Here is a 25,081-nt window from a genome sequence, read left to right as displayed (position 1 = left end):
ATATATTCTAAAACATTGTAAATTACCTCTCTTAAAGGCCGTTCACTAAGGTGTTTTTTTAATAAATATGTGTTGTCGCAATTGAATGTGAAGAGATAAACAACTGAACTTCTTTACGTTATGCTTTTTCGAAAAGTTCTATAGCAAATTTGCTAAAAGGCTTTCTATCTGCGATTAGATCAACAATAATATTTGTATCAATAAAAATCCTTTTCATAGATGCTTACGTTCAAAATAGTTACGAAGCTCAGCAGCATCATCAAAATCATCTGGCAATTTCACCGCTCCCACGATATTTTTTAACTTTGATGAAACGATCGTTTCCTCATCAAGCGTTATGGTTTCTAGATATTTTTCAACCAATTCGGATAAGCTACGTCCAGTATGCTTTGCATAAGATTTTGCTTTTTCAATGGTTGATTTCTGTACAGTCAATGTTAACTTAGCCGTCATAACACGTATGATTTATTCAAATATACGGATAACGGTTTAAACGAACCATAAGCAGATTTGTTACAAATCCTTTTTACTTAAAAATTAGATTATTCCCGCTTATACCTAAATTCTGATTTTCGGCTTTTGCCGTTCAGCTCGCCTTCAATCCAGGCGAGCATTTCGTTTTTACCTAATTTTTGGTAAACTATTCTTTGCGGAAAATCATGTGCCGCATTTTCGAAAATATAAATCTTATTTTTTGTAGAAATCAATTTAAAGCAAACTTCTTTACCTTCATTCTGTTTGGCAACGGTTGAACAATAGAAAACTTCTTTTCCTTTTGTTCTGATCTGTAATGTTTCAGTAAGAACGCTATCTCCTTTTGCACTGACGCGATAACTCTTGCCTTTCAGTATTTTATCGTCACCCTGGCTCCATTGCTCCACAATTTTACTTTTGGGCATTTGCATTTCCCATGAGCCTAATATAAAAGAAAAAGTTTTTAATGGATCTTTTTGTGCGTTAACATTGCTACAAAAACCAGCAAGAAATAAAATCAGGGAGTATAAATAGATCCTTTTCATTTCCTTATGGTATTGGCAAGGTGTGCAAGGTGGTGTTTTCCATGCCAGGCGTACATGCCCAGCATATTGGCCAAACTAAGTTCTTTATTATGGGCCGGATGAATGTATTTCCTCTGATAGTCTTCTACTTTCAATGTTTTTAAAAAAGCGACCCAACGCTGGTGTAAACCTGTTAACAGCTCGATCGACATTTTAATGTCACCATCTCTGGCCTCTTCCGTTTCTGCCCAGCGTTCCTCGTAATATGGCCTGACTACCGGAACATCTTCTGTAATGGCCTGCTTAAAGCGAATATAGGCGTTAATATGGCTATCCGGAAGATGATGAACAACCTGCCGTAAGGTCCATCCTCCCGGACGGTAAGTTTGATTCAATTCTTCATCAGTTAAATGCGCTGTAGCCTTTTTAATTTGACCTGGCAACGCCTCTATTTCCGAAATCCAGATATCAATCTGCTTTTGATCAAATATATCAGGCATAATAAACTGACCGATAGGATATTTAAGCTGTTCTAAGTCCATGAAACCAAAATAAGGAGAATTATCGGGTTTCTAAACACAAGGTCACAAAGAAAATGGCACAAAATACGCGGAGCTGGAGACATATTAAACAATAAAATCTGCACCTATCTCTTCATATCTGCGGCATATAAAATCTACATCAGTTTTTTCAACCATTTCAATAAATCCATTTTTGGCGGGTAAGGTGGATAAATCATCTTAGTTACACTTACTTTCGATTGAAAAACAACCGCCCTTTCATGAGAAAAGGTTTTGAATCCGAAAATACCATGACAACTACCCTTATGCACCAACACGTCGTTTACGCAAGTTCCGCCTGCACTGGTTTCCCTGATCATCTTGTGTTGATTTTGTTTTTGATCCGAAAAGATATAAAGTGCCAGTGGTTTATTTTTGCTATTGACTAAATCAATGGCCTCTTCTAAATTTTTGAAATAGGTAAAATAGGACCAAAAATTCCTCCTGCATAACGGTAGTGTTTTCATTTACCGAGGTTAACGGTGTGGGCAGCATGGTTATTTGCTGTTTTTTTGGCTTAAATCGGTTTATAGAAATTTTAGTTAAAATGCATCCATTTCATTAAAATTTCATTCATTTAAAGCATATTGCAGCAAATTTCAATAATAAAAGATGAAAAGATTGTTTTTTGTTTTCGCATTCATAATTCCCCTGGTTATCCATGCCCAAACCTTAAAAACAGATGTATTGGTTATCGGTAGCGGCGATGCCGCATATACTGCATCTTTTCAATCCTTCAAGTCGGGCGTAAAAACCACCCTTCTTACTCAGAAAGAAAAATTGGATTTAAATAAAATAGCCCCTGGCCACAAAATTTTTTATCAGGGCTTTTTAAAGCGCGAAAACGAAAATGCAAATAGCGTAAATACCGCTAAACCAAAACCAGATAAAAAAAATCCGCTAAAAGTAACGGTTGATAGCACGTTGCTGTTAAATGTAATTAATAATGTCCCGTATACAGAAATTAAACGGTCAGGAAATGGCTGGGAAGTAAAACTGAGCAAAGATAAAAGCATTAAAGCCAGAATTCTGGTATTGGCAGATAACCCGGAGAAGTTGATTGCCGCATTAAAGATCACCTCACTAAATCCTGCGTCTTCAAGGCCTTTAAATTATACAGAAAATATTTACCGTACTACTGTAGCCAGCGTTGCTTCAGCAGGAACCCACTTTTTATCATTGTACAGCTTATTGATTCCCGATCAGGAAAACCTGCTTTACATCGCAGCCGATCAATTTGAAACCGGAACTGCAGCCGGGGCAACCGCAGCTTATGCCGCATTTTTCGATACCAAAACCAGCTTATCAAACCTAAAAAGGATACAGGGCGAATTATTAAGCTATAAACATGCGCTTATGCCTTTTGATGATATAAAAATGGCAGATTCCAATTGGCTAGCCATTCAGAAAGTTGGTATAACAGGTATTATCAAAGCTGAAATTAAGCAAAACAAGGCTTATTTTAATCCTGAAAAAGAAGTAACCTACGATGAGATTAAGCAACCAATCAAGGATTATTATTACAAAGCGCAAATCTGGTTCGACGATCATCAGCATATTCCTGTTAATTTAGAAAATACCATTTCACTGGTTTGTTATGTGGGCAATAAATCAATTGAGGCCACAAAATCCGAACTCCAGAAGAAATGGAACAAAAATTATAAGTTCGCATCCGCCTACGATCTTAAAAAAGTTTTAACAAGGCGCGAATTTTCGGTCATTATCAATGAATATTTAAAGCCCTTCGATGATGTGAACGTAGACAAAACAGGAAGAGTAATCCGATAATTTACTGGCCACGGAAACAATGTTTTGTAAAGCATATGATTAATTTTTCTTTGACTTCCTGCCTCCGTGGCAACAGATTGCTCTGATGGTGTAACATTTCCATTTCCTTCTTAATTTAACCTTGCCATTATCTAAATTGCACCAAACCTAAAATTCATGAAGAAATATTTACTTTTCCTTTTGCTTTGCACAGGAGAATATGCTTTTGCGCAACAACTGGCACCTTTAACTGTCGAAAAAATCATGCGCGACCCCAAATGGATGGGTATTTCGCCAACTAATTTCCGCTGGACTGCAGATAGCAAAACCCTTTATTTTAACTGGAACCCCGAAAATAAAGCCAAGGAAGATCTATTTAAGGTTTCAGCAATAGCTGCCAAACCTGTTAAAGCAGCAGACAAGGAAGATGAAAAACTATTGAGTTTAAACTATAGCTATAATACCGATCGTTCCCTTGGTTTAGTGGAAAAAAGCGGTGATATTTATTTACAGAACTTCAAAACGAACAAGGAAGCGCGTTTAACCAGCACGCAGGAGCGGGAAAGCAGTCCGGTTTTTTTAACCAATGGCAACATTGTTTATCAATTGGGTGATAATCTTTTTATGCTCGATTTAAAGTCAGCAGAAACCAAACAACTTACCAATTTTGTTAAAGGGAAAAAAGCCGGAAGAGCAGAAAGCAAACCGGCTACGGAACAGGATAAATGGCTAAAAGCACAACAGTCTGAACTGTTCGATATTATCAAAAAACGAAATGCCGAAGTCAAAAACGGCTTCCGCGGTGCAAGAAGCCGCTTTGGAAACGCCTCGGCAGATACTAAACCTTTAAAAGAACTTTATACTGAAGATAAATTTTTAAATGGAGTAGTTATTAGCCCGGACGGACGTTTTATCACTTATAAATTAACTACCCCGGCTCCGGATAACCACAATACCATTGTTCCGAACTATGTGACTTCTTCTGGTTACACAGAAGACATCCCCGGAAGGACAAAAGTTGGAGAAAATGAAAATGTATCGCAGGGTTTTATTAATGATACGCAACGTGATACGGTGTATGCCCTCCAAACTTCGACCATTGCCGGGATAAAAGATCTTCCCGATTACCTGAAAGATTATCCGCAAGAACTGGATACCTTAAAAAAGAAAAACGCCGATCGGCCTGTAAATCTTTTTGGTCCGTTTTGGAATGATAACGGAAGTATGGCCATTGTTGTGGCCACCTCTACCGACAATAAAGACCGCTGGATTTTAAAACTGGATGCCCTAACTGGTAGATTTTCCTTAATCGACCGTCAACGCGATGAAGCCTGGATTGGCGGCCCCGGAATTAGTGGCTTTTACCAGGGCAATACCGGCTGGATTGACAACAATCGTTTTTATTATCAAAGCGAAGCAACAGGATACTCGCACCTTTATGTAGCCAATGTAAATACCGGAGATAAAAAACAGCTTACCGCCGGCAAATGGGAAGTACAATCGGTACAATTATCAAAAGACAGGAGTACATTTTATATTAAAGCGAATAAGGAACATCCGGGTATTACCAATTTCTTTAAAATCGGCGTAAATGGCGGCGAACTTGTTCAAATTACCACCATGAAGGGCTTGAATGAAATTACTCTTTCCCCTGATGAGAAATACCTCGCCATTAATTATTCTTATATGGACAAACCCGGTGAGTTGTACCTTCAGCCCAATAAAGTTGGTGCTAAAGCCGTAAAAATTACCCAATCTACATCAGCGGAATTTAATTCTTATAAATGGCGTCAACCTGATATGGTAAGTTTTAAAAACCGTTATGGTGCCGATGTGTATGCGAGGGTTTATAAATCAGAAAATCCACACCCCAACCATCCTGCTGTGGTTTTTGTGCATGGTGCAGGTTATCTTCAAAACGTTCACTTTGGCTGGAGTACCTACTTCCGTGAGTTTATGTTCAATAATTTACTGGCCGATAATGGTTATACCGTAATTGATATCGATTATACCGGAAGTTCGGGTTACGGACGCGATCACCGTACAGGAATCTACCGCCATATGGGTGGGAAAGATTTAACCGATCAAACAGATGGGATTAAGTTTTTGGTAGAGCAATATGGTGTTAATCCGAAGCATGTAGGTTTATATGGCGGCTCGTACGGCGGTTTTATTACCTTAATGGCCATGTTTAACCAGTCGGATATTTTTGCCAGTGGCGCCGCTTTACGCTCGGTTACCGATTGGGCACATTATAACCACGGCTATACCTCAAATATCCTAAATGAACCATTTAACGACCCTATCGCCTATAAAAGAAGTTCTCCGATTTACTTCGCAGATAAATTAAAGGGTAATTTATTAATGGCGCATGGTATGGTTGATGTGAATGTGCACTTTCAGGATATTGTACGCTTAACGCAACGTTTTATCGAATTGGGCAAAGATAACTGGGAGCTCGCCGTTTATCCGGTAGAAGACCATGGCTTTATAGAGCCAAGCAGCTGGACGGATGAGTACAAAAGGATATTTAAATTGTATGAGAATACGTTGAAGAAATAGTTTCCACTCTGGTCGTCATTTCGAGCGAAGAGGAGCGTAGCCGAGAAATCTATCTCTTTAGATCTCTCCGTTCCACTGCGTTTCAGTCGAGATGACGGCCATTTATTATAAATTCCGCAGATGCTTCATACTTCAGTATGACAGAAAGAGAAAATAGAACTCCGCTATACTTCATATAAAAAATATAGTTTTCATCTATATCGTTATCAATAAATACAATTAACTATTAATAGATCGGTGTTGATTGACTCCGCTTTTAGCCTTACCTTTGTGCCAACAAAATTAAAGAGAAAATATTATGGCAATAGTAGGTAAAAAATTCCCAAGTGTTAGTATTGATGCAATGTCGGACATGGGTGATGACTTGAAAATCAATGTATTTGAAGAAGCTGTAAACAAAAATAGCAAAGTGTTATTATTCTGGTATCCAAAAGATTTTACTTTTGTTTGCCCTACAGAATTACACGCATTCCAAGCTGCTTTACCTGAGTTCGAAAAAAGAAATACAATCGTTATTGGTGCATCCTGCGATACCAACGAAGTTCACTTCGCCTGGTTAAATACACCAAAAGATAATGGTGGTATTGAAGGTGTTACTTATCCGATCTTAGCGGATACGCACAGACAATTGTCAGGTATCTTAGATATTTTAGATCAGGAAGTGAACTATGATGAAGAAGGAAACGAATCTTTCTCAGGTTCTAACGTAACTTTCAGAGCGACTTACTTAATCGATGAGACTGGTAAAGTTTTCCACGAAAGCGTTAACGATATGCCACTGGGTAGAAACGTTAAAGAATATTTACGTTTAATTGATGCTTATGCCCACGTTCAGAAACATGGCGAGGTTTGTCCTGCAAACTGGGAAGAAGGAAAAGAAGCAATGAACGCAAACAGAACCGGGGTAGCTGAATATTTAGCTGCTAACTAATTAAACAAAACGTTATGTTTTTAGAATTAACAGAAGATAACCTTCAACAATATCTGGCCGATCACTCAAAGGTGATGGTTCAGTACGCTGCATCGTGGTGCGGAAACTGCAGAATCATGAAACCTAAGTTTAAAAAACTGGCTTCGGAAAATGAAGAGGTGGCTTTCTTGATTGTTGATGCCGAAAAACTTCCAAACTCACGCAAGTTTGCTAATGTTGATAATTTACCAACCTTCGCCGCTTTTGAAGGCGGTGCTTTGGTAGATCAGGTACAAACCAACAAAGCGGAAGGCTTAATAGAACTATTTAATAAGATAAAGTAATGAAGATTCCGGTTATAAGACAATTATTTCAAAATACCACTCCCGCACAACTGGAGACCACTTTAGAAGTTTTAGAAGCTTTCTGCGAATTTAGAGGCGTTAGCGAGCATGAAGTTGATGTAGCAGGTGAAATGATCACCAATATCTGCGGTGCATTAGAAGTACACCAGATGGTAAGTGAAGGTGCCGCCGAAAAAGATGCGCTAAATGCTTTTAGCCAAAAAGTGATGGGTTCGATTGACAGATAACCGTCTTAAGCTTGAAGCTGGCTTTTTCGAAATATAAAATTCCCTCGTTGATTTTCATCAACGAGGGAATTTTTGTTTATAAACCATCTCTTGCTACTCTGCTAACGCTCTTTTCTAACGAGCGTTGAATAATTTATCGTTTACAAACGATAGAATCGTATCGTTATTTATGCGCTCGTTTGGAAACGAGCGCACACTATTTTGAATACTAAGCCAAATTCCTTCCTGCATTTACGATACCAAATACCGTTCTTACCGCAAGCTTTTCTAAAGCATGTTGATCTTTCTCGTTCTGGTCATGCTGCAGTTTCTCTAAGGCGAAATGCTGGATCAATACCAATGGCAAAATAATTTTTTCGCGTGTGGCAATCGATTTTTTATCTACCGGGTAATTGGCCATCAAAGTTGGCTGTCCGGATAGTTTTAAGAGCATCTCTTTGGTTAACTTGAATTCTTCATGTAATTGTGTCCAAAAGGCACCAAACTCTTTATCGTTCGCCAAATGAGCGGTAATCACAAAGTCTGATTTACTCATACTCATCATACAATTATCCACTATGGTTTTGAGGTAGTCAGAATCTTCATAAACCTTCACCACTTTGTCCCAGTTTCCCGCTCTTTCCTGATTTTTCATCGCCGTACCCATTCCGTAAAAACCAGGCACATTTTGTTTCAGCATACTCCAGGCAGTTACAAAACTGATGGCCCTTAAATCTTCCAGTTTCATTTCGCCTCCCCCATTTCTTTTTACCGGACGGCTACTGATATTGGCCTGAGACAATAATTTTAAAGGAGATAATTTCTCTAAATAACTTACAAATAAGGGGTGCTCGCGCAGGTCTACAAAAGCCCTGTAACCATCTTCTGCCATTTCATCCAGCAGGGCTTTATTTTCAGGATCTAAAAGTACATTATGCTTTTCTTTTAATCCTGACGATATTCCCGCATTAATTAACTGTTCAATATTAAATTCAGCACTTTCTACTGAACCGTACTGCGAACTAATGGTTTGCCCCTGGACGGTCAACTGCATATTCTTGTTTGCAATCTCCTTACCCATTGAAGCATAAAAACGATGTGTTTTACCTCCACCGCGTGCGGGCGGGCCACCACGGCCATCAAAAAAGGCCAGCTGGATGTTATGTTTTGCAGCAACAGCTGATAAGGATGTTTTGCCATTAAAGATAGACCAGTTTGCCATTAAATAACCACCATCCTTGGTACTATCAGAATATCCCAACATGATGTGCTGTTTATTGCCACGTTTAGCCAGGTGCGCTTTATAAAACGGATTGCTATATAAGGTTTCCATAATGGCCGCGGCGCCCTTTAAATCATTTACCGTTTCGAAAAGCGGCACAAAATCTATGGTGAGCGAATCTTTGCTCCAACCGTTCCACAGGAAAAGCTCGATCAGCTGAAGGATATCACTCGCCTGCTGACAATTGCTGATAATAAAACGGTGACAGGCTTTTTCGCCATTGCGTTTTTGGATACCTTTAATTTCTTTAATTACCTCAATGGTATCATTTATCAAGGCGTCAGCCTCACTGGAGTAAACAACGGTTGCTTCCTTAAAAGAAATTAACGCTAATTTCTCTGCTTCCGAAAGCTGATCATAATTGGCTGGGTATAAAGAAGAAATGGGTTTATTTTCGCGGCAATATGCATGCACCTTTCTCAGTACCCGGCTATCCTGACGGATATCCAGCGACGCAAAGTAATTGCCGTATAAGTCTATTTTGCGGATCAGATTGTTAACCAGATCAACAAACAGACCTTCGTGTTCTGCCAATAAGGTTTCTTTAATTTTATTTAGGTTATCCCTTAATTCATCAGAGATATCATGAAGTTCGCAGGATTGATCGAAAGCATTCTGATAAAGTACATCATGCAGTTTGGCAATATTTTCTTCAACACCCCTAAAAGTGATGCGCCGTTTAATTACCCTGAAATCACGGTAATAGCAGCGGAACAGGATCTGGCGCAACATTTTAGAAACGGCTAAGGTCGTATCAGCGTGGATATTTGGATTTCCATCCCGATCTCCCCCAGGCCAGAAACCCAGTTCTAAAATTTTCTTGGTTTCCAGGTTATATTCATCCAGGTTCTGGTCTATTTCTTCCTGGATATTGGCCGCAGCAAAATAAAAAGTATTTTCTAAGAACCAGGCCAGGTTTAGGGCTTCATCAACCGGTGTTGGCGATTTTTTGTTAAAAAATGGCGTTTTACCCAATTGCTGTAACAAAGAGTTCATCGAGGTAAGATCGTTATCCCTGATGGCCTTGGTTAAATCGGTAATAATAGCTAAAACACTTCCGGGATAAAATTGCGTTGGATGTGCGGTTAAAACCAAACGAAGCGAAAGTTCATCAATCAATTTTTCAATTTTTGATAACATCGGTTTGTTATCGGAATTTTTCTTCAGAATAAATGACAATGTGCTCTGCTCGTCGGTCGTATTTAACTTGGTAAAAGAAGCATCTTCCACAGCATCAAAAAGCACCACCTGGCGTTCGATGTACTGAATAAAACGGAAAAGCAGGTCAATAATATCCTTCCGATCGGTATAAGTGGTATACTTGGCGAAAAATTCCTCAATAATCTGTGCAGGTTTTTCTCCGTTGGCTATACCTTCTTCACAGCTCTTAAAAAACAACGGAAGCAATGTTCCGGTATCCTTAATTTTGTAAAAAGGCAAGGTGAGAAATAAACTGTTAAATAGCTCAAATTTTGAGATGACCTCATTATTAAAAATAGATTCTCGTTGTGTAGTTAAACGAAGTTTCGGCATAGGTTATGCAAAGTTTTGTGTACGGTAATACTACAAAAAATGCATAAGGTATTAAAATTCTAAGGCTTACAATTTGGAAAATTGTAGAATAAATTTTATTTTTAGAATCTTATTTGGCCACAATGTGGCTGACTAAGAACATTTGCAATGTTTAAGGGCATTGCATTGATTGTTAATTTTTTGGGTTAAAACAGCCGATGTAATAAAATACACCGGCTGTTTTTATTTTTTGCCATTATTTATGGCATTTCTTTACAAATTTTAGTGCACATCGGCCGGAATGTTTGCATTTTTCTTAAACTTTTGGAGGTAAAGCAATGGGATGGAAAACAACATAATCAAACCGGCGATCCAATATGCATCGTCATAGGTAAGTAACATCGTTTGTCTGGTTACAATTCCTTCCATCGCCTTCGCTGCCATAATTTTCGCATCGAACAAGGTCTGTCCTTTCGCCATAAAACCTTTTATTAAACCATTAAAACGATCAACAAATGGCTGGTTATAATCGTTCAGATTGGTTAGCAGGTTACTTCTGTGGAAACCTGAACGGATGTGGATCAACGTAGTTAAAGCCGCGATACCAAATGAACCGCCCAGCTGGCGCATCATGTTATTTAAACCTGAACCCTGACCAATTTCAGGTCCTTTTAAATCCTGGATAGCCAGTGTAGTTAAGGGTACGAACAATAAAGCCATACCGATACCCCTGATTACCAATGGCAAAAAGAAATCGCCGGTACCTGATTGAAGTGTTGATTTGCTCAGCATCCAACAAAAAATAAAGAATGCCAGCATACCAAAAGTAGCCATAAACTGTGCAGGAATACCTTTTTTAAGCATAATACCGATAAAAGGCATCATGATAATGGTACACAAACCTCCAGGAAATAACAATTCTCCGGTTTGCAGGGCCGAAAAGCCCAATAAATTCTGGCAGAAAACCGGAAAGATAAACACAGAGCCGTATAAACCAAATCCTAAAATAAAAGAGGTAAACATACCTACGGCAAAACTTCTGTGCCGCATAATCTTAAAGTTTACAATTGGATGGTCGGTACTCATTTCCCTCCAGATGAAAAGCAATAAGCCAAATACCGATGTGGCAGCCAAAGCCGTAATATAAGGCGTAGCAAACCAGTCTTCACTCTCTCCTTTCTCAAGCAATGTTTGTAAACTACCTACTGCTATAGCCAATAAGGCGATGCCCCACCAATCGACAGGTTGACCCTGTCCTTCTTTCGGAGTGGCCCGCACAAAAGAATAGGTACAATAGGCCGCGAGTATGCCGACGGGAATATTCACATAAAAAATCCACGGCCATGAACTGACATCCAAAATATATCCTCCAATGGTTGGTCCAACAGTTGGGCCAACTACCGCTCCCAAACCAAACAAAGCGGTTGCGATACCCACATCTTCACGTGGCCAGGTTTCGATAAGAATAGCTTGTGCTGTTGATATTAAACCCCCACCGGCCAATCCCTGGATAACCCTGAATAAAATAAGCTCGTTTAATGAAGTAGCGTTTCCGCATAAAAAAGAAACGAGCGTAAAAACAATAATGGAGGTAAGAAAATAATTTTTCCTGCCAAACCGGTTACCCAACCAGCCCGACATGGGCAACACGATAACGTTTGCTACCGCATAGCCGGTGGAAAGCCAGGCCACATCCTCCAGGGTGGCACCCAGGTTTCCCTGTATCTGTGGTATTGCGACGTTTACGATCGTGGTATCAATCAGCTCTAATAATGAAGCTGTAATTACCGTAAATGTAATAATCCACTTTTTTAAACCTACTTCGGCCATTTTTTTATTAGTTAATAGACACTGAAGCTTTAACGCTCATTCCTGGACGTAATTTAGCCAACAGTTCTTTTGATGGATGAATTTTGATTTTTACCGGAACACGTTGTACAACTTTAACAAAGTTACCGGTAGCATTATCTGGAGGCAATAAAGATCCTTTTGCACCAGTAATTGGTGAAAAGTTATATACTTCACCTTCAATTTTTTGATCAGGATAAGCATCTACTTCTATTTCTACTTTAGAACCTTCTTTAATTTTTTCCAATTGGGTTTCTTTAAAGTTCGCCGTTACATAAATACTTCCATCGTTTACAATAGAGAATAAAGATTGACCCGCCTGAACCAGCTGTCCTTTTTGCACATTCTTTTTAGAAACAATACCCGTTGCAGGAGCTTTGATATCGGTATATGATAACTGAAGCTTTGCAAAATCAATATCACTTTGGCGCTGGCTGATCACATTACTGCTAACTGCCAATTGCGATTGAGTGGTGCCTACCTGTTTAACTGCTGCGTTATATTGATCTACCGCTGCCTGGTAAGCTGCCTGTGCCGATTCTTTAGCTGCCTTTGCTTGGTCGAAAGCCTGTTGGGTAATCGATCCGTCTTTAATCAGGTTGGCATAACGATCGTAATCTTTTTGCGCCAGGTTTAATTTAACCTTTGCTGCAGCTACGTTTGCTTTTGCAGTACTGGTATTGGCTTCTGTTGCAGCAATTTGAGATTGCGCCACACCAACGCCTGCACTAGCTCCTTTTTGGCCCGACTGTGCCTGCTCTAATTTAACTTTATAATCGTTGTCATCAAGTTTAACTAAAACCTGTCCTTCGGTTACGTGCGTATTTTCCTCAAAATTAATATCCTTTACATAACCGCCAACCCGGGCAACAACCGGACTGATGTCACCATCAATCTGAGCATCATCCGTATCAACATGTTTGCTATAATAATTCCATTCTATAATCCCGAAGATTATACCTATTACGAGTAAAACACCTAAGATGATGGGTACTACTATGTTCTTTTTTTTCTTTTCAGTTGTCATTGCCGTATTTATTGCGTTATTTTTCCTGTTGATTTTAATAAGGTATAGTAAGCCAAACCTGCGTCTGCCTTCGCTATCTCCAAGTTTATTTTTGCCTGATATAATAAGGTTTCGGCATCGATGCGGTCGGTAACCGAAGCCACATTGTTTTTGTATTTTGATGCCAATAATTTATCGTTTTCTGTAGCCTGTGCAATCGAGGTTTCCAAAACCTGGATTTTGTTCATGGCCACCTGGTAATTCTGAAAGTTTTTGTTGATGTCTGTTTTTACCTGATCTGATAAAATATCCTTTTGAATGGTAATTTCATTCTGCTGTATTTTCGCCTGGCTTACTTTGTTTTTATTTGTCCAAAGGTTTCCGAAATTCCAGGAAACCGTTGCCCCTAAGGTAACAGGCATTAAGTACTGGTTTGCTGGCGGAATAAAATTGCCACTTGGGTTAATGTAATACAGGTTGGCACCAACACCAACAGTTGGTAAAGTATTTGCCTTAACGGTTTTGATGTTGAATTCAGCTACCTTATTCTGCACATCAAGTTGCTTTAACTCCTGGCGGTTAGCCATTGCCAAGCTAATGTATTCGTTTAACGAACCTGATGTTTTTAAGCCGGCAGTGGGATCAACAATTTTAACTTCGGTATCTTCCGGTAAACCTAAAAGAATATCCAAATTGTAGTTGATTACTTTACGATTGCTCTCGATGTCCATTTGGGTTAGCGTAACATTTGCCTGTTGCAATTGAAAACGCAACACATCATTTTTGGTTACAATACCCTGTTCGAAGAAACGTTGTGCCTGTTTAATCTGTGCGGCAATCGATTCCAGATTCTGATCAACTACCTTTCTGCTTTGTAAAACCTTATATAAAGAATAATAGGTATTGATCACCGCATAGGTGATTTCTTCTTTGTTCTTATCAGCATCTAAACGTGCAACCTCTGCCAATAACTTGGTCGATTCTTTTGCGTACTTTAATTTACCTCCGCCATAAACAAGTTCTTGCACTGCTGCTGTACCAACAAAAGCATCGGCTCTTTCAGGCAGGCGGAAAGATGATTCGCTACCCGGCAAAGCAAAAGTTGTGGTTGGTATTTCAGCGTGATTGTACATCAGGCTTGCATTTGCAGTTGGCAGAGCATTGTCTTTTACAACTTCAAGCTGAGCCACTGCCTGATCGATCTTATTTTGGGAAAGTTTTAGGTTTTTACTATTGGCTATGCCAAGTTCTATTGCCTGGCTAATATTTAATTCCTTGGTGCCTTGTGCAAACAAAGCTGCCGGAATTAATGATGCCGCAAGCATTAATTTTATTGATCTGGGTATCATTTTTTTGTAGTTAAATAAACTGTTGTTAGATCTTGTAAATGAGCGATTATCCGCTCCGTAATCATTTTTTTGTCTTTTGGGTCGTTCAGGTCAAAGTTGGAACATGATATTACCTTTTGGGGTGCAATCACAATATTGGTTATTGTACCCATAATGGTTGCGATTACCATCCGTACATCTACTTTATTAAAGGTGCCATCTTCAATGCCGCTGGTAATAATCCGGTCGATAAGCTGCATGTTGTGGCTCATGGCATCTTTAATCTTATCATACATTGCTGGTCTCTGAGTTAAAGAAAGCTCCCGGTGCATCATTTTATGAAATGCAGTATTATTTAAAATCCTGTTCACATAGCCCTCAATAACCCTGTGCAGTTTTTCTAATGCCGAAATCTTATCTTCATTAATGATTTTTAGCTGAGAAGCAAAACCAGCAATACGCTCGTTCATAATCTCCACAAAAACCCCTTCCTTTGAACCGAAATAATAATTTATCATCGCCATATTCGCTCCAGATTCTTTCGCAATCTGCCGGGTAGAAGTACCTTCATAACCCGTTTCGCAAAACAGCTTTTCGGCTGCTTCAAGAATGGCCTGTCTTTTATCTACTTTTTCTGTTTTCATTTCTTTTTAACGGCACAAAATTAATCAAACGATTGATTAACTTCCAAATGTTTCTTCACTTCTTTTACATTCTTTTGATAAAACCCTGATTTACGGAATAAATAATCATTCAGCACAATTATCAATAGGTTTGTTCTGAATACAAACCTGGCCGGAATTTGATCATTAATTAGATTTGGACATATTGATTAAAATTTAAAATAAATATTAACTTTGCCTCCAAATAACAAAAAACATGAGTGTACAAGAGAACAGCAGCAATAATTTCAACTGGTTATATTATGCTTTAGGTTTATTCTTCGGGGTTTTGACCGGAGCAATCATTACGCAAAACTATATTTTTGCTTTTTTAGGTGGTGTTTTAGGTTTGTTAACCGCAGGCTTATTTTTAAATGCTATTGTAAAAGGAAGAAAATATTAGTTTTAAACTTTTATTCACCAGGTTCTTTAAGGGTCTGATAACGCAGCGAATGAGTTTAATTACGTTTTACAATAAAGTAAATCGTGATTGCCTTCGCCACTGAAAACAAATACCTACAGATGAAAAATATCTTCATTGTTGTTTTCGCTCTTTTTTGCTTTAGTGCAAAGGCCCAGCAAGGCGCTTCTGCCGAAGTGAAATTTCCTGCTGCAGACCCAAGTCCGGCAGACATTGTTTATTTTCCACTTAATGCACCAAAGGCAAAGGCCGGAGACCCAACAAAACCGGTTATAAAGATTGTTTACTCGCGTCCACAAAAAAAAGGGCGTGATATTTTTGGCGTTTTGGAGCAGTATGGAAAGGTTTGGCGTTTTGGAGCCAACGAAAATACAGAAGTTCGTTTTTTCAAAAAAGTTAACATTGGCGGCAAAAGAATCAAACCAGGTACCTATAGCCTGTTCGCCATTCCAAACAAAGATAACTGGACAATTATTGTCAACAGCGAAACAGATAAATGGGGTGCTTTTACCTACAATCCCGCTAAAGATATTGTTCGTGTGAATGTTCCGGTAAAAACCTTGTCTAAGCCGATCGAATACTTCTCTTTAACCTTTGCAGAAATTGATCGGGGTGCTAATTTGCTTATTGGCTGGGACAGAACACAGGTAGAATTACCCATTACCTTTTAAGTTAAAAAGCAATAAAAATATAAGTCCCGACTACAGCAGCCGGGACTTTTTGTTTAAATCGTTTTTTATCTCGCCGCAATTACCAGTAGCATATAAAAGCGTAAACATAAGTTCTATCGAAGCCTGGACTTATTTTGATCGATATGCATTTATACATTGCCCATAAACGGATCGGTTTGGGTAATTTCTCCTGTTTCTATTTTGCCTGCGTACCGGTGTTTAAATATGGTATTGCCAATCTTCGTGATACTGAAATCGTACCAGTTTGCATTTTTAGCCAGGTTAAACGAAATATTTGTACCCGATTTCGGCCTGATGCTTATGGCTTTATTTCCTGATTTATTTTTATTGTCTGAAATCTGGAGGGTAACCAAACTAGCGCTTGTATTTTCAAAAGCAAAAACCAGGCTACCTGTAAGTTTCTTGTTTACCAATCCAGCTTGCTCCGGATATACCTTTACAATGATGGAAGGATTTTTTTTGTTCCCTACAAAATTCCTGTAAAAACCATTTGGGCCATGTATAGCAAGATCATAAACTTCATTATCAAAATCAGCCAGATTAATGCTATCCTGTAATACATCGCCGGCTTTTACGGCATAGGCCCATGTTTTGCCCGTAACGCCTTTAAATTTGGCGACGGTACTCATGTTAAAAGGTGCCCCAATACTTTCAATCTCGCTCCCGAATAAGGTTTTTACCGACTGAAAAGTAATTGCAACTTTATCATCAACCAAATTGACATCTACCGTTAAATGATAAGGTAATGCACAGGCAGGTTTGACGCCATTTTCCTGCTTAGGGGCATGAATTGACGTTTCAGCTGAAAAAGATTCAAATTTATTGATTTTGGCCACTTCGGTTTTATTCAATGCAGTTGGACCAACCTGAGCAGGTTTGTTTTTTGCATTACCGATACTGGCCACCACAACATCACGCTTTAAGGGTTCCGGAGATTTAATATCATCTCCATGATATGGCCTGAAAACGGAGGTTAAATCTCCACAGATATGCCTTCGCCAATCGCTAATGTTATTACTTTTTATGGTTTTGCCTGTTTTTTTGGCTAGCCACTTCTCCATAAACATGATTGATGACGTATGATCAAAAACCTGCGAATTCACAAAACCGCCTTTGCTCCATGGTGAGGCAATGATCAATGGAACACGGTAACCCAGTCCAATCGGACTTCCTTTTCTTGTTTCAAAATCAGTAGCATAATTTATACCTTCAGATGTTTTTCCACTGCCCGGATCATCAGGATTAGGCACCACGAAAGGCGGCTGGTGATCAAAATATCCGTCATTTTCATCGTAGGTTAAAACAAAAATTGTTTTTTTCCAAACTTCAGGGTTTTTGGTTAAGATGTCCAGGGCTTCGCTGACGTACCAGGTGCCATATAACGGCGAACTGGTGTGGTCAGAAAAACGTTGAGGGGCGACCAACCATGAAACAGCAGGTAATTTTCCGCTGTCTACGTCCTTTCTGAACTGATGAAAAATATCTCCTTTTGGAACATTGATGGTTTCTGACTGGCCCTGATCGTTTTTAAACGTAAAGGGTTCGAGGTCTAAATAATCTTTTTGAGAAATATTGGTGGTAAACGCTTTATCGATTAAATTCTTTTCCCTTTGCGATAATTTATCATACTTCTCCCGTACTTCTTTTGCCGTTAAAGCCGGCTTAACAGTATGATCACCATTTTTTCTAAAATAAGCGGATAATTTAACATTGTGCCTGCTAATATATTCTAAAGGATTATCACCATAATTTCCCAGCCAATCATCTATTTCACCCTCCGGGAGTTTTGAAGTCCACAGTTCGTTTTGGTAAATACGCCAGTCAATGCCATTATCTTCCAATGTTTCCTGAAAAGTTGGCCAGTCTACAAATACATTATTTTGCGATTCAGCCTGATCGTTATTAACCACCGCAATCCGGTTTGCACTTTTCTCTCCACGTACTGTTCCTGTAAAAAAGAACAGTCTGTTGGGTGTTGTTCCGGTTAATGATGAGCAAAAATGCTGATCACAAATGGTAAAGGCATCGGCCATGGCATAATAAAAAGGAATATCATTCCGGTCATAGTAAGCCAAAGTCATGGGCGTTTTAACAGGTAACCATTTATCATAACGGCCACCATTACATGCGGCTACCTGATCGTTCCAGGAATGTGGTAAGCCCCCCTGCCAGGTAATTTTTGTTTTGTTAATATCAACATGAAAGGGAGCATATGTATAACCCTGTCCATCTTTTTGCAGCCAAACTTTGTTGCCATCAGGCTGGATGTGAGGGTGTGGATCATTAAATCCGCGTACGCCTTTCATTTTACCGAACATGTGATCAAAAGACCGGTTTTCCTGCATTAGGAAAACAATGTGCTCGGCATCATAAAATGTACTGCCCGGTTCAGGATTTATAGCCATAGCTTTTAATACCGAACTTGGCAAAGTGCTGGCGATGCCGGTAGCTCCGGCAAACAAGGCCGCTTTTTTTAAAAATTCTCTACGTGAATCCATAAAGTTGACAATATAGCTTAGACACTGTGTTTGAAATGTTCAGTTGGCATTTTACAATTGACAGTTTGCAATTCAGTTAACCAATTTAACTATTAACCAGTTAACCGAATAACAAACAATGAACTATCGGATTATTTCTGAAATACCCTCACATAATCCACTTTCATGTTCGCAGGGAAAGCAGCATCATCCACCCCTTTTTTCCCGCCCCAGTTGCCTCCTACGGCAACATTTAAAATCAGATGGAAGTTCTGATCAAATGGCCAGTCTCCAGATCCCTTTTTGGTGTTTTTAAAAGTAAGATACTTCTGATCGTCGATAAAGAAGTCGATATGATCGGCAAACCACTCAATCGCATAAATGTGGTATTCCGTATAAGGATTATTAACTTTCAAAGCCTTACCAACCTGCGTATGAATAACATGGTTAAATTTCTCGGTATGTACGGTTCCATGAACACTATCAGGATCGTAGCCTACATGTTCCATAATATCAATTTCGCCACTTTTTGGCCAGCTACCATATTTCGAATCAGTAGGAAGCGCCCAAATGGCTGGCCACAAGCCCCTGCCTTTTGGTAACATCGCCCTTACTTCCACTCTACCGTATTTAAAATCGAATTTATTTTTGGTTACCAACCGGGCTGAAGTATAGTTCCTGTTTTCTTTATTCGCCTTAACTGCTATAATATTCAGGTTTCCTTTTTTAACGATCGCATTTGCGGTATCAGCATCAGTATAATATTGCAGCTCATTATTCCCCCAACCTCTACCGCCAACATCGTAGCCCCAGTTTTTAGTTAACGGCAATCCGGCATCGTCAAATTCATCTGCCCATTTTAATTTCCATCCCTGGGCAACCGGCGTTTTTTTAATTTCTTCGAAAAGCAGTTCAGGTTCGTTGGTGGTAATGTACTCTACATTGTGGGCCAATAACCACTGCATTTCAGGTACCGTATTTACGGTCCATGCATTTACAGTTAAACCCAGTTTTTGCGCATCCTCAATCCAATTATCCTTTTGGTAAACACTGTAATGATAATCAACACCTGTTAATTGATCTGCCTTCAGCTGCTCAGCACTAATTTCTCCTCTTAAATAAGCAACCTTTGCCTTTGGCAATAAAGTTAAAATGCGTTTGCAGTAATCATAGTCAAAGCTGATGTATTCAACCCAGTCGGTCATTTTTAATTGCTGAACCATTTCTACGCATTTATTGGTTACTTCTATGCCGCGTTCCTTACTGATTAATGACGGTTTTACTTCCAAAATCAGCTTGGTGCTTTTCTGTTTTTTGCCTGCTAATAAATAAGCCTCCAATGTTGGGATCTTTTCACCGTTGGTCATGGTTTTGGTCAGAAGATCTGCGTAGTTTACCTTTTCGATGGTTAAACCCTGAAATTCAGGGTCGTGGTTAATCACCAGAATGTTATCCGCCGTCATCCAAACATCGAATTCTGAACCATAACAACCGAGTTTTACAGCTTCGTTTAATGATGCGATAGAATTTTGAGGAAAATTATTTTTCTTCCATGCACCGCGGTGTGCAATTACCTGGTTTTTGTTCCAGTTAAATTTTTGACCGAAAGAAGCAGTGAAAAAGAACAACATTAGTGCAGATATAAATAATGGTTTCATATGGGCATGATTATACAAAAAGCCAAAAGTAGATTTTTATCAGAATACTCGTTTAAAATCTATGTAACCTTTGTATTAAATAAAACAAAATAACATTTTTTAATTAATGCGTGTTAACAGGGTTGTGATTTGTTACACAAACCTTTTGTTGAATAAACACACTTTTCTAAAAAAAATTTGCTTTTTTGAAGCGCAAAGCTGGTGCACCGATCAATTTTGTTCCCGTGCTCCGCTGTATCCTTTCGCTGCTCTACAGGGATGCCGCTACGCCTGTGGCTAAATACTTCTGATCTGCAATAAAAACCAAACGCCACCAATGGGAGCGCAAACCAAAAGCTGTTTCTGCTTTGTTAAAGCAAAAAAGCGGACTGAATATCGCCCTGAAAAGCGGAACGTTATTTTCCAAAATACAACATACCATTTTAACCAAGGCTAATCTAGGCAATAAACAATTTGAAATAAACGCGTTACCTTGAATAGTTTCCTTTTAATTGACTGGAACAATTTTTACATTTACAGAGATATGGTGAGCAATAATTACAATGATTTATTACGTAAGATAGACGAATTTATCCGCAAATTTTACCTGAATAAAATTTTGCGGGGCAGTATCTATGCCGCGACTGTACTGCTTGCCCTATATCTCATCATTTTTTTAAGCCTTTATTATCTCAATCCAACGGCTGAATTTAAAACCTTCGTATTTTTTGCTTATTTATTTACCGGTGTGTTGCTGGTTGGTTTTTTAATCATTAAACCGCTGCTTGCTATGCTAAAATTGGGCAAACACCTCACCTTGGATGAAGCATCGGTTATTATCGGAAATCACTTTTCCGATATTAAGGATAAATTATTGAATACCCTGCAACTTCATCATTTATCTGAAAAAAATCCTGAAAACAATCTCCTCATTATGGCCAGCATTGATCAAAAGATTATTGAACTCAGGCCAGTTCCATTTTACACCGCAGTTAGGATTAATGATAACCGGAAATATTTAAAATATCTTTTTGTTCCCCTTTCCATCATTCTGCTCATTTCCGTTATCGCCCCCGCTATTTTACGCGAGGGTACATACAGCTTCTTTAAATATAATGAATACATTGCTCCAAAAGCGCCGTTCAGCTTTACCATTTTAAATAAAAATTTAACTGCTACACAAGGTGATGATATCACCCTGAACCTAAGACTTACCGGTGATGAAATTCCTGCCGAGATTTATGCAGAGGATGGAAAAAACACCTATAAACTAGAGAAGGAAAACATCAGTAAGTTTAACTATACGATCAAAAATATCCAGAACGATAAAAAATTGATTTTTAAAGGCGGGGGCTTCAGTTCCGGTGTATTTACCATTACGGTTAAACCCCGCCCCGAATTGCTTAATGCTGTAGCTACTTTAAATTATCCTGTTTATTTGGGCAAAAAACCCGAATCGGTTGCCAATGTTGGTGATATGCTCCTACCCGAAGGCACCAAGGTAACCTGGAACTTCAAGACTGAAAAGAGCGACGAACTTCTGTTTATGCTAAATGGGGCTAAAAACCTGCTCAAAATTGATAATAACTCGACTTATTTTAATGCTACTATCAAAAACAATTCAAAATATAGTGTTATACCTAAAAATCGATATGTTACCATCAGCGATTCACTGTCACACCAAATTACGGTAATCAAAGATCAGGCTCCACAGATTACCGTGGAAGAAAAGCCGGATTCTGTTAACAACAAAGCTTTATATTTTAGCGGACATGCAACTGATGATTACGGATTTAGCCGTTTGAGCTTTAAATACCACCTTAAAGATCATAACCGTATTGTGAGCACTGTTACTAAGAACATTGCCATTAAAAGTAATGCAACAGCGAATGATTTTTTCTTTTTCTGGGACCTAAATGCTGTTAATGCCAAACCTGGTCAGGAAATAGAATATTATTTTGAAGTAGCCGATAATGATGGTGTAAATGGTGCAAAGATTACGCGATCGGAAATTAAAACCTTTAAACAGCCTACTCAAAAAGAGACTGCTGAACAGGTAAATGCAAGCAACCAGGCTTTAAAACAAAAGATGCAATCGGCCATACGCTTAGCCAATACCATCGAGAAGGAAAGTAAAAAAGTGGCCGAAAGCCTTACTGACAAAAAACAGATTTCTTTTGAAGATAAAAAACAGATAGAAGCCCTTTTAGACAAACAGAAGCAACTAGATGAAGCTGTAAAAGAGATTAAAGCACAAAACGATAAAAATATTCAGCAACAACAGGACCAAAAGCAAACGGAAGAACTTCTTGAAAAACAAAAGCAGATTAAAGATCTCTTTGATCACGTATTGGATGAAAAAACAAAACAACTTTTGCAGAAACTGCAAGATCTGATGAATGAGAAAAATAAAGACCAAACGCAGAACGAACTTTCTAAAATGCAGCTGGACAATAAAACCCTCAAAAACGAACTCGACAGGATTTTAGAACTTTACAAACAGCTGGAATTTGAGCAAAACCTTCAAAATGATATTAACCGTTTAAATGAGCTGGCAAAAGAACAAAAGGAACTTGCCCGGCAAACCAACGATAAAAAACAGGATAATGAGTCGTTAAAGCAGAAACAGGATGCCCTGAACAAGGAGATGAAAGACCTGAAAGATGACCTGAAAAAGTTGGAAGAAAAAAATAAATCCCTGGACAGACCAAATCCTTTCCAAAACCCTGAAAAAGATGTTCAGGATATACAAAAAGATCAGCAAGACAGTAAAGATGCGCTGGATAAAAAAGAGTCGAAAAATGCAAGCCAGAAACAGCAAAAGGCAGGCGAGCAGATGGAAAAATTATCCAAAAAAATGAGCGATATGCAGCAGCAGGGAGAAGAAATGGAAAATAACCTGAATGCTAAGGAATTGAGACGGCTATTGGAAAACTTATTGACTACTTCCTTCGATCAGGAAAAAGTAATGCTCGCGTTAAGGAAAATGTCTGCTACTGATCCATCTTACACCAGTAGTGTTCAGAAACAGCGCAGCATTAAAGATAACCTTAAAACCATTGCCGATAGTTTATATAGCTTAAGCAAACGCGTTCCTCAGATAGAATCGACCGTTAATGAGGAAATGAATAAAATTAATTTCAACCTTGATAAAAGTCTGGAAAATTTAGGCGATAGAAGAACAGCCGAAGCTAACCGTTTCCAACAATTTACCATGACCTCTATCAATAACCTTACTTTGATGCTGAGTGAAGCACTAAGTCAGTTGCAGAATATGCAAAAAAACGGCAAAAGCGGTAGTGGAAAGAAACAGAAGCAAGGAATGAAGCAACTTTCACAGATGCAGGAACAGCTGAATAAGAGTATGCAAAAAGCCCGTGAGCAGCTGCAAAAACAAGGAGGCAATCAAGGTACGGTTGGCAAAGGACAAATGAGTCAGGAGTTCGGTAAAATGGCTCAGCAGCAACAAATGATCCGTCAGGCCTTAGAAAAGCTTAACCGTGAAGAAAATAAAGACGGTACCGGCAAAATGGGCAACCTGAACGAGGCCATTAAAGAGATGAAGCAGACTGAAAGCGATCTGGTGAACAAACGTTTGCAACAGGAAACCTTAAACCGACAAAAAGACCTCTTAACCAAATTGTTGGAAGCAGAAAAAGCAGAACGCGATCAGGAAGAAGATTCAAAACGCGAAAGTAAAGCAGCAAAAGAGTTTCCGCCATCCTATCAAAAAATGTTCGACCAATTTAAAAAGCAGCAACAAAATGGCAGTGATATGCTTCAGAAACTTCCTCCCAGTTTAAATTATTATTATAAAAATAAGATTGCGGAATATTTAAAATCGTTAAATATAGCGCGATAGCACTAAGAGGGCGTCACCCTGAATTTATTTCAGGGTTTTCGTTAAAAAGATGCTGAAACAAGTTCAGCATGACTACTATTGGAATATTTCTTAAATTTGCAGCCATAAACATACAGTATGCCTGCAATTTCCTTTTTTACAGAATCCGTTAGCTATAATCTTCCTCAAAAATTAAAAATCAAAAAGTGGGTTAAGGCTACCATTGAAAAGGAAGGATATCAATTGCAGGAACTCAATTTCATTTTCTGTAGTGATGAATATCTATTAGGCATCAACCAGCAATATTTAAATCACGATACCTACACCGATATCATTACCTTCGATAATTCTGAAGAAGAAAAACTGATCATAAGTGATATATTCATCAGTATTGAGCGCGTAAAAGAAAACGCTAAAACTTTCAAAACTTCAGCGTTTGATGAGGTTTGCCGCATTATGATTCACGGAACCCTGCACTTACTGGGTTATAAGGACAAGGGAAAAGTAGCAAAAACCCTGATGACACAAAAAGAAGATGAATATCTAGGTTACAGAAATGCATTCGGATTGGTTTAGCTTCCTGTTCCCCGTTCCCAATCTATTCTAATTGCAGGCAAATAATTTAGTGATATCAACCAATGCTGGAGATATTTCATCATAATGATTACTGGCTACAAGGCGAAAGCATGTTTCGTTACTTGTAGCAATATTTACCATAACGTCAAATCATAATCTACTCCACTGCACCAGCGTTCGTCTAAAGGTTATGGGCGTTCGTCGAGAATTATATGCAACTGGTATAATATCGTTAACCTTCCTGCAACTTTTATTAATTGTTAAAGTCTTATACTAAACTAATAATAATATAATGGCTGCGTATGACACGTTCAGCTATTATTCAAGATAAAGTTTAGTTTTAGTTAATGATTGAAGCAGCGGTGGAGCGAGTCCGACCGCTGTTTCGTTTTATAACAATCATTTAACGGTTTAGTACAAACCTAAATACA

General features: G+C 38.7%; 21 protein-coding genes. 9 read left to right on the top strand and 12 right to left on the bottom strand.

The annotated features are described in order from the left end of the window. Positions 1-213 precede the first annotated feature (213 nt). The 4 genes from ACK1I8_RS18585 to ACK1I8_RS18570 form a co-directional block, all read right to left on the bottom strand. Entirely contained in the window at positions 214-453 is a 240-nt protein-coding gene (locus tag ACK1I8_RS18585) for a DUF6364 family protein (protein WP_412466783.1), read from the bottom strand. An 89-nt stretch (positions 454-542) separates the two neighbouring features. Next, positions 543-1,019 (bottom strand): DUF6265 family protein, encoded by a 477-nt coding sequence (locus tag ACK1I8_RS18580; protein WP_412466782.1) that lies wholly within the window; start codon positions 1,017-1,019, stop codon positions 543-545. Further along, positions 1,016-1,540 (bottom strand): YfiT family bacillithiol transferase, encoded by a 525-nt coding sequence (locus ACK1I8_RS18575; RefSeq protein ID WP_412466781.1) that lies wholly within the window; start codon positions 1,538-1,540, stop codon positions 1,016-1,018. The genes ACK1I8_RS18580 and ACK1I8_RS18575 overlap by 4 nt, the downstream gene beginning before the upstream one ends. A 134-nt stretch (positions 1,541-1,674) precedes the next feature. Next, entirely contained in the window at positions 1,675-2,025 is a 351-nt protein-coding gene (locus ACK1I8_RS18570) for an aldehyde dehydrogenase family protein (RefSeq protein ID WP_412466780.1), read from the bottom strand. A gap of 145 nt (positions 2,026-2,170) precedes the next feature. Here ACK1I8_RS18570 and ACK1I8_RS18565 point away from each other — a divergent pair, with 145 nt between their 5' ends. The 5 genes from ACK1I8_RS18565 to ACK1I8_RS18545 all read left to right on the top strand — a co-directional run bounded on the left by ACK1I8_RS18565 (position 2,171) and on the right by ACK1I8_RS18545 (position 7,389). After that, entirely contained in the window at positions 2,171-3,346 is a 1,176-nt protein-coding gene (locus ACK1I8_RS18565) for a hypothetical protein (RefSeq protein ID WP_412466779.1), read from the top strand. 156 nt (positions 3,347-3,502) lie between these two features. Next, complete coding sequence (locus tag ACK1I8_RS18560; protein ID WP_412466778.1) at positions 3,503-5,887, top strand: prolyl oligopeptidase family serine peptidase; 2,385 nt, start codon at positions 3,503-3,505, stop codon at positions 5,885-5,887. A 298-nt stretch (positions 5,888-6,185) separates the two neighbouring features. Further along, complete coding sequence (locus tag ACK1I8_RS18555; RefSeq protein ID WP_039479644.1) at positions 6,186-6,818, top strand: peroxiredoxin; 633 nt, start codon at positions 6,186-6,188, stop codon at positions 6,816-6,818. Positions 6,819-6,832: 14 nt separating this feature from the next. Beyond that, the gene (locus tag ACK1I8_RS18550; protein ID WP_412466777.1) at positions 6,833-7,141 is read left to right on the top strand and encodes a thioredoxin family protein; all 309 of its coding nucleotides are present in this window, start codon (positions 6,833-6,835) and stop codon (positions 7,139-7,141) included. Further along, positions 7,141-7,389: a DUF6952 family protein gene (locus ACK1I8_RS18545; protein ID WP_412466776.1), complete on the top strand. Its 249-nt coding sequence runs from the start codon at positions 7,141-7,143 to the stop codon at positions 7,387-7,389. The genes ACK1I8_RS18550 and ACK1I8_RS18545 overlap by 1 nt, the downstream gene beginning before the upstream one ends. Before the next feature lie 208 nt (positions 7,390-7,597). Here ACK1I8_RS18545 and ACK1I8_RS18540 read toward each other — a convergent pair whose 3' ends face one another. The 5 genes from ACK1I8_RS18540 to ACK1I8_RS18520 form a co-directional block, all read right to left on the bottom strand. Continuing rightward, complete coding sequence (locus ACK1I8_RS18540; RefSeq protein WP_412466775.1) at positions 7,598-10,183, bottom strand: phosphoenolpyruvate carboxylase; 2,586 nt, start codon at positions 10,181-10,183, stop codon at positions 7,598-7,600. A 261-nt stretch (positions 10,184-10,444) separates the two neighbouring features. After that, positions 10,445-11,992, bottom strand: a complete 1,548-nt coding sequence (locus tag ACK1I8_RS18535; RefSeq protein WP_293786642.1) for a DHA2 family efflux MFS transporter permease subunit — start codon at positions 11,990-11,992, stop codon at positions 10,445-10,447. A gap of 7 nt (positions 11,993-11,999) precedes the next feature. After that, complete coding sequence (locus ACK1I8_RS18530; RefSeq protein ID WP_412466774.1) at positions 12,000-13,037, bottom strand: HlyD family secretion protein; 1,038 nt, start codon at positions 13,035-13,037, stop codon at positions 12,000-12,002. 8 nt (positions 13,038-13,045) lie between these two features. Further along, positions 13,046-14,365: a TolC family protein gene (locus tag ACK1I8_RS18525; RefSeq protein WP_412466773.1), complete on the bottom strand. Its 1,320-nt coding sequence runs from the start codon at positions 14,363-14,365 to the stop codon at positions 13,046-13,048. Beyond that, positions 14,362-14,988 carry a TetR/AcrR family transcriptional regulator gene (locus tag ACK1I8_RS18520; protein WP_412466772.1) on the bottom strand — a complete coding sequence of 209 codons (627 nt, stop codon included), beginning with the start codon at positions 14,986-14,988 and terminating at the stop codon, positions 14,362-14,364. Before ACK1I8_RS18520 ends, ACK1I8_RS18525 begins: the two co-directional genes overlap by 4 nt. A 235-nt stretch (positions 14,989-15,223) precedes the next feature. Here ACK1I8_RS18520 and ACK1I8_RS18515 point away from each other — a divergent pair, with 235 nt between their 5' ends. Together ACK1I8_RS18515 and ACK1I8_RS18510 are read left to right on the top strand one after the other, a co-directional pair. Continuing rightward, positions 15,224-15,409 carry a hypothetical protein gene (locus ACK1I8_RS18515; protein ID WP_412466771.1) on the top strand — a complete coding sequence of 62 codons (186 nt, stop codon included), beginning with the start codon at positions 15,224-15,226 and terminating at the stop codon, positions 15,407-15,409. 119 nt (positions 15,410-15,528) lie between these two features. Further along, positions 15,529-16,098, top strand: coding sequence for a DUF2911 domain-containing protein (locus ACK1I8_RS18510; protein ID WP_412466770.1), 570 nt, complete (start codon positions 15,529-15,531; stop codon positions 16,096-16,098). Positions 16,099-16,247: 149 nt separating this feature from the next. On the opposite strand, the gene ACK1I8_RS18505 is transcribed toward ACK1I8_RS18510, so the two are convergent. The 3 genes from ACK1I8_RS18505 to ACK1I8_RS18495 all read right to left on the bottom strand — a co-directional run bounded on the left by ACK1I8_RS18505 (position 16,248) and on the right by ACK1I8_RS18495 (position 20,660). Continuing rightward, on the bottom strand, positions 16,248-18,617 hold the full coding sequence (locus ACK1I8_RS18505) for a phosphocholine-specific phospholipase C (protein WP_412466769.1): 2,370 nt from the start codon (positions 18,615-18,617) through the stop codon (positions 16,248-16,250). 131 nt (positions 18,618-18,748) lie between these two features. Beyond that, entirely contained in the window at positions 18,749-20,254 is a 1,506-nt protein-coding gene (locus tag ACK1I8_RS18500; protein WP_412466768.1) for a family 16 glycosylhydrolase, read from the bottom strand. 250 nt (positions 20,255-20,504) lie between these two features. Beyond that, the gene (locus ACK1I8_RS18495) at positions 20,505-20,660 is read right to left on the bottom strand and encodes a hypothetical protein (RefSeq protein ID WP_412466767.1); all 156 of its coding nucleotides are present in this window, start codon (positions 20,658-20,660) and stop codon (positions 20,505-20,507) included. 66 nt (positions 20,661-20,726) lie between these two features. Between ACK1I8_RS18495 and ACK1I8_RS18490 the strand changes: the two genes are divergently transcribed. Next, positions 20,727-24,095 (top strand): DUF4175 family protein, encoded by a 3,369-nt coding sequence (locus ACK1I8_RS18490; protein WP_412466766.1) that lies wholly within the window; start codon positions 20,727-20,729, stop codon positions 24,093-24,095. A gap of 117 nt (positions 24,096-24,212) precedes the next feature. Beyond that, a complete protein-coding gene (gene ybeY, locus ACK1I8_RS18485; RefSeq protein WP_412466765.1) occupies positions 24,213-24,650 on the top strand; it encodes an rRNA maturation RNase YbeY in 438 nt (145 codons plus the stop codon). Positions 24,651-25,081: the final 431 nt, after the last annotated feature.

It is taken from the genome of Pedobacter sp. KLB.chiD (assembly GCF_047040275.1).
In the GTDB taxonomy this organism is placed as follows: domain Bacteria; phylum Bacteroidota; class Bacteroidia; order Sphingobacteriales; family Sphingobacteriaceae; genus Pedobacter.
The sequence above is the reverse complement of the archived record's forward strand: the minus strand, read 5'-3'. Positions and strand labels throughout refer to the sequence as shown.

What these genes read in the sequence shown, in the direction of transcription:
- ACK1I8_RS18560 (WP_412466778.1), top strand. Translation starts at nt 3,503, where the DNA reads ATGAAGAAATATTTACTTTTCCTTTTGCTTTGCACAGGAGAATATGCT.
- ACK1I8_RS18500 (WP_412466768.1), bottom strand. Translation starts at nt 20,254, where the DNA reads ATGAAACCATTATTTATATCTGCACTAATGTTGTTCTTTTTCACTGCT.
- ACK1I8_RS18525 (WP_412466773.1), bottom strand. Translation starts at nt 14,365, where the DNA reads ATGATACCCAGATCAATAAAATTAATGCTTGCGGCATCATTAATTCCG.
- ACK1I8_RS18580 (WP_412466782.1), bottom strand. Translation starts at nt 1,019, where the DNA reads ATGAAAAGGATCTATTTATACTCCCTGATTTTATTTCTTGCTGGTTTT.
- ACK1I8_RS18530 (WP_412466774.1), bottom strand. Translation starts at nt 13,037, where the DNA reads ATGACAACTGAAAAGAAAAAAAAGAACATAGTAGTACCCATCATCTTA.
- ACK1I8_RS18535 (WP_293786642.1), bottom strand. Translation starts at nt 11,992, where the DNA reads ATGGCCGAAGTAGGTTTAAAAAAGTGGATTATTACATTTACGGTAATT.
- ACK1I8_RS18555 (WP_039479644.1), top strand. Translation starts at nt 6,186, where the DNA reads ATGGCAATAGTAGGTAAAAAATTCCCAAGTGTTAGTATTGATGCAATG.
- ACK1I8_RS18565 (WP_412466779.1), top strand. Translation starts at nt 2,171, where the DNA reads ATGAAAAGATTGTTTTTTGTTTTCGCATTCATAATTCCCCTGGTTATC.
- ybeY (WP_412466765.1), top strand. Translation starts at nt 24,213, where the DNA reads ATGCCTGCAATTTCCTTTTTTACAGAATCCGTTAGCTATAATCTTCCT.
- ACK1I8_RS18550 (WP_412466777.1), top strand. Translation starts at nt 6,833, where the DNA reads ATGTTTTTAGAATTAACAGAAGATAACCTTCAACAATATCTGGCCGAT.
- ACK1I8_RS18515 (WP_412466771.1), top strand. Translation starts at nt 15,224, where the DNA reads ATGAGTGTACAAGAGAACAGCAGCAATAATTTCAACTGGTTATATTAT.
- ACK1I8_RS18505 (WP_412466769.1), bottom strand. Translation starts at nt 18,617, where the DNA reads ATGGATTCACGTAGAGAATTTTTAAAAAAAGCGGCCTTGTTTGCCGGA.
- ACK1I8_RS18585 (WP_412466783.1), bottom strand. Translation starts at nt 453, where the DNA reads ATGACGGCTAAGTTAACATTGACTGTACAGAAATCAACCATTGAAAAA.
- ACK1I8_RS18520 (WP_412466772.1), bottom strand. Translation starts at nt 14,988, where the DNA reads ATGAAAACAGAAAAAGTAGATAAAAGACAGGCCATTCTTGAAGCAGCC.
- ACK1I8_RS18510 (WP_412466770.1), top strand. Translation starts at nt 15,529, where the DNA reads ATGAAAAATATCTTCATTGTTGTTTTCGCTCTTTTTTGCTTTAGTGCA.
- ACK1I8_RS18570 (WP_412466780.1), bottom strand. Translation starts at nt 2,025, where the DNA reads ATGAAAACACTACCGTTATGCAGGAGGAATTTTTGGTCCTATTTTACC.
- ACK1I8_RS18575 (WP_412466781.1), bottom strand. Translation starts at nt 1,540, where the DNA reads ATGGACTTAGAACAGCTTAAATATCCTATCGGTCAGTTTATTATGCCT.
- ACK1I8_RS18540 (WP_412466775.1), bottom strand. Translation starts at nt 10,183, where the DNA reads ATGCCGAAACTTCGTTTAACTACACAACGAGAATCTATTTTTAATAAT.
- ACK1I8_RS18545 (WP_412466776.1), top strand. Translation starts at nt 7,141, where the DNA reads ATGAAGATTCCGGTTATAAGACAATTATTTCAAAATACCACTCCCGCA.